The organism is uncultured Cetobacterium sp. (assembly GCF_947072685.1).
In the GTDB taxonomy this organism is placed as follows: Bacteria; Fusobacteriota; Fusobacteriia; order Fusobacteriales; family Fusobacteriaceae; genus Cetobacterium_A.
Genome location: NZ_CAMTIK010000041.1, coordinates 1 through 7,367 on the forward strand (window position 1 = coordinate 1; position 7,367 = coordinate 7,367).

A 7,367-nucleotide genomic window follows, 5' to 3' on the forward strand; every position below is an offset into this window, starting at 1 on the left:
AAATACTTTACAAAACTATACCTATATGGTATAATTAATAAAAAGTTGGAGGTTAAGGAATGTCTGAAAATACAATGTTATGTTACTGTAAAGGTGTTACTTTAGGGAAAGTTTTAGCTGCAATAGAAAATGGGGCTACAACATTAGAGGAAGTATTAGATACAACAGGGGCAGGTTCAGCTTGTGGAAGATGTGTCGAGAGAATAGAAGTAATTGTTAAAGGTTAGTATAAATTAAATAGTTAGATAGTTAAAAAAGGACTCAAAATCTATAAATAGATTTTGAGTCCTTTTTTAACTTATTTTAGATACTATTAATGAGTTCAAATTTAGGGTTTAAATGATATTATATTAGATTAAAAGAGTGTATTTTAAACTTAAAAAGTTTTTTTTGTATGTAATATTGACATTTAACGTATAAAATGTTACTATAACAAAGTGTTTAAGAATTAAAGACTTATTTAAGACAATTTAGGAGGGATTATGAACGGGCATATGATTTATGCATCACACCCAATTATATGGGGAACAGCTATTTTGGGTATTGTTATTGTATTACTTCAATCGGGGTTAATCATTAAGAAATCAATATCAACAGCTAAAGATTTAGGGATATCTAATGATAAAATTAGTAAAGGAGTTAAGGTTAGTGCTATGGCGAGTATTGGACCAGCACTAGGTGTAGTTGGAAGTTTATTAGCACTTTTAGTTACTATGGGATCACCAGTTTCAACTTTGAGACTTAGTTTGATAGGAAGTTCAAACTTTGAAGCGATGGCAGCTAATTTTGGAGCTCAGGCTATGGGATCTGAGTTATCTACAAATATGTTACCAGTGGTATTTACAAATGCTCTTTGGACTATGTCATTAGGGTCTATGGGATGGATTGTATTTGTTTTCCTATTTGCACATAAGATGGATAAGGTTAATGGATTATTAACAAATGGAAGAAAAGCTCTGTTACCAGCTGTGGGATTAGGAGCTATGTTAGGATCTTTTGCTTTTTTCAATGTTGGAAACTTAATGAAAATTAATACAAATCCTGATGTGTCGATTGCCGGAGTATCTGGAATGATTATTATGGTAGTTTGTTTAAAGGTTGGAGATAAAATGCCTTGGTTGAAAGAATGGGCACTAACTTTTGCAATGTTTGGTGGGGCAACTATCGGACTTTTAGCTGTATAATATTGGGAGGATTAAAATATGGGAATTTACAATAGATACATAGATGACGTTACAAAAATTGGAAGAAGTACAATGGTATTAGGATTATTTGCTTCTCTTTTACCAGCACTAATTATGACTTTTTATTTTGGATTTAATCCAGGACTTGCAGCTATAATTGCTGGTGCTATATCACAAGTTTCTGTTTCAGGTGCTTTTTACTTCAGTGAGCCTATCAGTTACTATCCAATCGTAGGAAGAGCTGGATTATATATGGGGTTTTTATCAGGAAATCTTGTAAATATGAGAATACCAGCAGCTATATCAGCTCAAGAAGCTTCAGGATGTCCTGCTGGAACTGAAGAAGGTTCTATTATGGGAACGATAGGTATTGGAGTTTCAATTTGGATTGGTATTGTATTTTTAGTATTGTCAGTTTTAGCTGGACAAGCACTATTGAGTCAACTACCACCTAGCTTCATGTCACTATTAACTCTAGTTATACCTGGTCTTTTTGGAGGAGTTTTTGCTCAGTTTGCAATAAAATCACCTAAAGTTGCAGTTTTTGCATTAACAGTATCTTTTGCTATGACAAAAATAGTTAATTTTATACCAGGTAAGCCAGCATTTTTAATTACATTAGTATCAGTATTTTCAAGTATACTTTTTGCTAAAAAATTAATGGAAGGAAAAACTAAATAATGAATAGAGAAAGAGTTATCAATAACTTTATAGAGATGGTAAAAATATATTCTCCCTCACTAAACGAGAAGGAGTATAGTGAGTATCTAGTAAAATATTTAGAAAAGTTAGGTCTTGAGGTATATTTAGATTTAGGTTATAAAAATTATGGTGGAAATGCACCCACAATTTTTGCTAAATTGAAGGGAAATATATCTGGATTGGGAGTTACCTTGGCAGCTCATATGGACGTTGTAGAACCATGTAGCAATATAAATCCAATTATAGATGGGGATTTTATAAAAACAGATGAAACAACGACTTTAGGTGGAGATGATAAGGGCGGTATCGCAGCTATATTGGAAGTTTTAGAAAGTTTAATTGAAACAACTGAAAAATATGAAGATATATATGTTCTTTTAACTCCATGTGAAGAAAATGGAATGTTAGGGGCAAAAAATATAGATTGGAGTAAAGTTCCAAATCATATGGTTCCAGCAAAAGATGTAGTTGTAATTGATAACTCTGGAAGAGCAGGACTTATTGCTCATACAGCTCCAAGCAAATATGATTTTAAAATTACTTTTAAAGGGAAAAAAGCTCATGCGGGAATTGAACCTGAAAAGGGAATAAATGCGATCGCTCTTGCAGGAATATCAATTTCTAATATGAATATAGGAAGAATTGATAATCTTACAACTTCAAATTTAGGGACAATTCACTCGGAGTTTCCAAGTAATGTAGTGGCCGATCTTTGTGTTGTAACAGGAGAGGTTAGAGGGCATTCTTTAGATTCTATTTTAGAAACGTTAAATTCATATGAAAATGCTTGTAAAATTAGTATTGATAAGTTGGGTGGAGAATATTTTTTTGAAAAAACATGTATTTTTCCAACTTTAAAGCCTACAGATAATTTAGTTTTTGCGAAAGAATTTGCTAAAGTTTATGAAAGTATGGGAATTTCAACAGAGCTTCAAGTTATAGGTGGAGGATCAGATAGTAATATATTTGCTGAAAAAGGTTATAACTCTATAATTATTGGTGTGGGGATGGAAAGTGTTCATACTGTAAATGAAAAGCTTGATACTAGAGAGCTATTTAAAACAATTGACGTTTTAAAAAAATATATTATTAAGATATAGAAATTATAATTTAAAAGAACTCGAAGTCAATTTAATAGACTTTAGAGTTCTTTTTTAATGTTAAAACTTGTAGTGGAAAAGGAAAACAATAAAAAAATATGTGTATTGTCTGTAACAAAATTATTATTCCCATAAAATGACTGGCTAAAAATTTCACATCCTAGAAACAGATTTAGTTATAGATTCTAGAAATTATTTTAAATAATTATATTTTTACCTTCAGCAATTACAATTTTTGGAGATGTTACTGAAATGAATGGTTTTCTTTTCCAAACTACAATATCAGCAACCTTTCCAATTTCTAAAGAACCATAGTTATCATCAATTCCCATAATTTTAGCACTATTTATAGTCACAGATTCTAAGGCTTTCCATTCATCCATACCATTTTCTATGGCTAATCCTACGCATAGTGGAAGATATTCTAAAGGAATTACTGGCGCATCTGTTGTTATACAGATGTCTATTTTTTCACTTACTATGGCCACATTTTTAAAAGATTTACCTTTCAATTCTATTTTTCCTCTAGCTCCTAAAGACGGACCCAATATCAATGGGAATTTTTCTTCGAGAACATCATCAAGCACATCCAATATACATGTACAGTGGTCCAAAGTCATGTTCAGATCGAACTCCTTGGCTATTCTAATAGCACTCATTATATCATCACCTCTATGAACATGGGCTTTTAAAGGAATCTCTTTATTTATTACAGGCAACATAGCTTCAAGCTTTACATCAAATTTTCTATTAGAATCATTTTTATATTCAATAGTCTTTTGAAGGGTTTCTTTCAATAAAGCATATATTCCCATACGAGTTATTGGAGTTTTATTTTTTGAATTATAATTTTTTTTTGGATTTTCTCCAAAAGCAACTTTCATTGCTAATGGGAATTTTATAAGCATTTTATCGATACAAGATCCATATGTCTTAATACATGCATATTGTCCACCTATAACATTAGTTGATCCAGGACCACTTCCAACTGTCGTTATTCCAGCTCTTAATGCTTCTTTAAAGGTTATATCTTGGGGATTAATTCCATCAATAGCTCTCATATTTGGTGTGATAGGATCATTTTTTTCATTGTGGTCTATTCCTTCAAAACCTTGACTATCTCCTTTCATGCCTAGATGCGTGTGTGGATCAATTAATCCTGATGTAACAAATAGTCCTTCAGCGTCTATAATCTCTTTGCATTTTATATTTAATGGCTTATTAACAGGGACTATATTTTGAATTATTCCATTTTCATAGTAAATATTAGATAGTTTATATTCTTTCATTTTGTAATCCATTATTAGAGCATTTTTAAGTAATTTCATCTATTTATCCTCCCAGTATATTTATTTGTTACAATGCTAAGTTAAATCCGGGACCGATAGGTAATCCTAAGAAATACCACACAATCATTAAAGAAACCAAAGAAACTAAAATAACTATTGAATAAGGTAGTGTTAATGCAAAAATTGTTCCAAATCCAGCTTCACCATCACCTTTTGTATGTGGAATTTTTCCTTCAGCCTCATATTGTGCTAAAAGTCCCAAAATAACAGGGATTGATGAATGTAGTGGTGATATAATATTAGTTGAAGAGTCACCTATTCTAAAAGCTAATTGAGCATAGGCTGGTGAAATATTTAATAAGCTGAACATAGGAACTACCATTGGGGCTAATAAAATCCACTTTGTTGAACCGGATGTCATCATAGGATTAATCATTGTTGTTATTAATACAACTAATAATAATAGTGGTAAGGGACCAACATTTGCATCTTTTAGTATAAATGATCCTTTTACTGCAAAAATTTTGAAGATATTTGATTTATTCAATAAATATATAAATATTGAAGATGAAAGTAAAGTGACCATTAAAGGAACTGCTTGAGTCAGACCTGCTTGCAATAACTTTGGTATATCTCTAGTTGTTTTTATTTTTCCTACTCCAATACCATACGAAGTTCCGATAACAGTGAACATTACGAAAATTATAGGAACTATTGATGAAAGTAAAGGAGACTTAGGGAGAAATCCTCCTAAATCATTTCTAAAAAATGCATTTTCTGGATAACATAATAAGAAAAATATAATTAAAAAACCTAAAAAACCATAAAATGAAAATTTTAATCCCTTTTCTTCATTGGAAGTAAGTTTGTAACTTTTTAATAGTTCGGCATTATTTCCTAAATCAGTGTCACCTACAGTTTTTACAACAACTTTTTCTGTAAAAATAGTTAATGTTATTGTTAGAACAAACGTAGCAGCCAGCATGAAATAATAGTTACATAAGGGATTTATTGTTAGATTCACTCCTACTGCAGCAGCAGCTTGTTCTGTTATTCCTGCCAATAAGGCATCAGTTCCCGCTACGAACATATTCGCAGTGAATCCTCCACTACAAGCAGCAAAACCAGCGATTATTCCAATTTTTGGATTCCTTCCCAAAGCAGCAAATAAAACACCACCAATTGTAAAAGCAAATATTGTACCAGCATCAGACATAATATTTGCATTGACTGCAGTAAATATTAATGCCCCAGTGACAATACTTTTAGGTGCATTTAATAGATACTTTCTCATTAGAGCAGTAAAAAATCCAGTTTTTTCGACTAATCCTATTGCCATCATCATTAAAATAACTATTTTTAGTGAAGGAAAATTCACATATATATTTGGAATATCTTGAATTAATATCCTCATATTTTTAGTTGTTAATAAATTTTCGACTATAAGTGTAACATTTTTTCCAACTTCGCCAGCAATTTTAGAACTTTCAAAATATGTAACTCCAAAACCGAGTTTGTTTAAACTAAAAGAAATAAAAAGGGTAATTATTGAAAATATCCCAAATAGAATAAATGGGTGTGGAAGTTTATTTCCAGTTGTTTCTACTACTTTAATTGTTTTGCTTAATATACCAATATTGGCATTTGACATTTTATATCCCCCTCAAGTAAACTCAAACAGTATACATAAATGTATTTAAATTTACTGTTTTGTTTTGTTATAGATATAAGTATACTATATTAAAATTATATGTCAACATTTTACTTGGTAAAATAACTATATATATTTTATATATCTAGGATTAGGTTGCTAGAAGGATAAAAGTATGCCATTAGAATCATTGGTATTTCTAGAAATTTTTTGTAGTTTGATTTGAAAATATATAGTATAATTATTGATATACTACTGAAGTTATATACTTAATTCTGACGAGATATAAGTAAAAATTGAGCGTTAGTGAAAAAATGAATGAGGAGAATAAAAAGTGTTAAAAAAACTTAGTGTGTTACTGTTGGTTGGTTCGATTTTAAAAGTTGATTTAAGTGCTTGCACGGGAATATCTTTAAAATTAGATAATAAACAAATTATACAAGCAAGAACCATAGAGTGGTCTGAAAATTATTTAAATAGTGAGATTGTAATACTGCCTAGAAACAAAGAGTATGTTTCACATATGCCAAATGGAAAACTGGGATATAAATGGAAAGGAAAATATGGAGTTGTGGGAGCAAGTGTTCAAGATAGCTCTATAATTGGTGAAGGCTTAAATGAGAAAGGATTGAATGCGGGTGTTTTCTTTTTCCCGGGGTATGGTAAATTAGAGCCATTTACTGGAAAAAACTTAAATAAATCTATTAATGATATGGATTTAGTGAGATGGATTTTAACAAATTTTTCTACGGTAGATGAAGTTAAAAAAGAAATTTTTAAATTAAAAATTGTTCCAATAATAATCCAAAACGGAGTTCCTTCTCCTACAGGGCATTGGAGAGTTGGAGATAAAAACGGAAATAATATTGTTATTGAAATAATAAATAATGGAGAGATTAAAATTTATGACAATCCTGTTGGAGTTTTAACAAATTCTCCAAATTTCGATTGGCATTTAACTAATTTAAATAATTATGTAAATTTAAGGAAATCAAAAGATAAAGCTTTCAAATTGGGTGGTCAAAATATTTTTCCTCTGGGAGCAGGAACAGGATTTTTAGGATTACCTGGAGATGTAACTCCACCATCAAGATTTGTGAGAGCTGCTTTCTATGCAAATAATTTGCCGATTTTATTAAGTAACGAAGCTGGAATTGAGCAAGCTTTTCATATTTTAAACAATTTTGATATTCCTATTGGAATCTCTTATGAAAATAGGGAGAATATTCCAAGGGAGCTTCCAAGTGCTACTCAATGGACAACTGCTGTTAACTTGAATGAACAGAAATTTTACTACAAAACGATGTATAATCAAAATATAAGAATGATTGATTTGACAAAAATAGATTTTGAAAAAGTAAAAGAGCAAATATTACCGATGGATAAAGAAAAAGTTCAACCAGTAGAAGAGATTATTATTGATTAGATTTTGATAAGAATA

General features: G+C 30.6%; 7 protein-coding genes. 5 read left to right on the forward strand and 2 right to left on the reverse strand.

All coding sequences use genetic code 11. The features are described from left to right. Nucleotides 1-59 precede the first annotated feature (59 nt). The 4 genes from Q0V67_RS10070 to Q0V67_RS10085 all read left to right on the forward strand — a co-directional run bounded on the left by Q0V67_RS10070 (nt 60) and on the right by Q0V67_RS10085 (nt 2,986). A complete protein-coding gene (locus Q0V67_RS10070; RefSeq protein ID WP_297599236.1) occupies nt 60-227 on the forward strand; it encodes a (2Fe-2S)-binding protein in 168 nt (55 codons plus the stop codon). 255 nt (nt 228-482) lie between these two features. After that, on the forward strand, nt 483-1,184 hold the full coding sequence (locus Q0V67_RS10075) for a DUF5058 family protein (protein ID WP_297599238.1): 702 nt from the start codon (nt 483-485) through the stop codon (nt 1,182-1,184). Nucleotides 1,185-1,202: 18 nt separating this feature from the next. After that, nucleotides 1,203-1,865, forward strand: a complete 663-nt coding sequence (locus tag Q0V67_RS10080) for a hypothetical protein (protein WP_297599240.1) — start codon at nt 1,203-1,205, stop codon at nt 1,863-1,865. After that, entirely contained in the window at nt 1,865-2,986 is a 1,122-nt protein-coding gene (locus Q0V67_RS10085; RefSeq protein WP_297599242.1) for a M20/M25/M40 family metallo-hydrolase, read from the forward strand. Before Q0V67_RS10080 ends, Q0V67_RS10085 begins: the two co-directional genes overlap by 1 nt. A 197-nt stretch (nt 2,987-3,183) precedes the next feature. Here the strand turns inward: Q0V67_RS10085 and Q0V67_RS10090 are convergent, their stop codons facing one another. Further along, entirely contained in the window at nt 3,184-4,314 is a 1,131-nt protein-coding gene (locus Q0V67_RS10090) for an amidohydrolase (RefSeq protein WP_297599244.1), read from the reverse strand. Nucleotides 4,315-4,342: 28 nt separating this feature from the next. Beyond that, nucleotides 4,343-5,926: an AbgT family transporter gene (locus tag Q0V67_RS10095; protein WP_297599245.1), complete on the reverse strand. Its 1,584-nt coding sequence runs from the start codon at nt 5,924-5,926 to the stop codon at nt 4,343-4,345. Nucleotides 5,927-6,260: 334 nt separating this feature from the next. Here Q0V67_RS10095 and Q0V67_RS10100 point away from each other — a divergent pair, with 334 nt between their 5' ends. Further along, nucleotides 6,261-7,352: a choloylglycine hydrolase family protein gene (locus Q0V67_RS10100; protein ID WP_297599247.1), complete on the forward strand. Its 1,092-nt coding sequence runs from the start codon at nt 6,261-6,263 to the stop codon at nt 7,350-7,352. Nucleotides 7,353-7,367: the final 15 nt, after the last annotated feature.

Bases quoted from the DNA above. Each gene is read 5' to 3' on its own strand.
- Q0V67_RS10090 (WP_297599244.1), bottom strand. From the start codon at position 4,314: ATGAAATTACTTAAAAATGCTCTAATAATGGATTACAAAATGAAAGAA.
- Q0V67_RS10080 (WP_297599240.1), top strand. From the start codon at position 1,203: ATGGGAATTTACAATAGATACATAGATGACGTTACAAAAATTGGAAGA.
- Q0V67_RS10075 (WP_297599238.1), top strand. From the start codon at position 483: ATGAACGGGCATATGATTTATGCATCACACCCAATTATATGGGGAACA.
- Q0V67_RS10095 (WP_297599245.1), bottom strand. From the start codon at position 5,926: ATGTCAAATGCCAATATTGGTATATTAAGCAAAACAATTAAAGTAGTA.
- Q0V67_RS10085 (WP_297599242.1), top strand. From the start codon at position 1,865: ATGAATAGAGAAAGAGTTATCAATAACTTTATAGAGATGGTAAAAATA.
- Q0V67_RS10070 (WP_297599236.1), top strand. From the start codon at position 60: ATGTCTGAAAATACAATGTTATGTTACTGTAAAGGTGTTACTTTAGGG.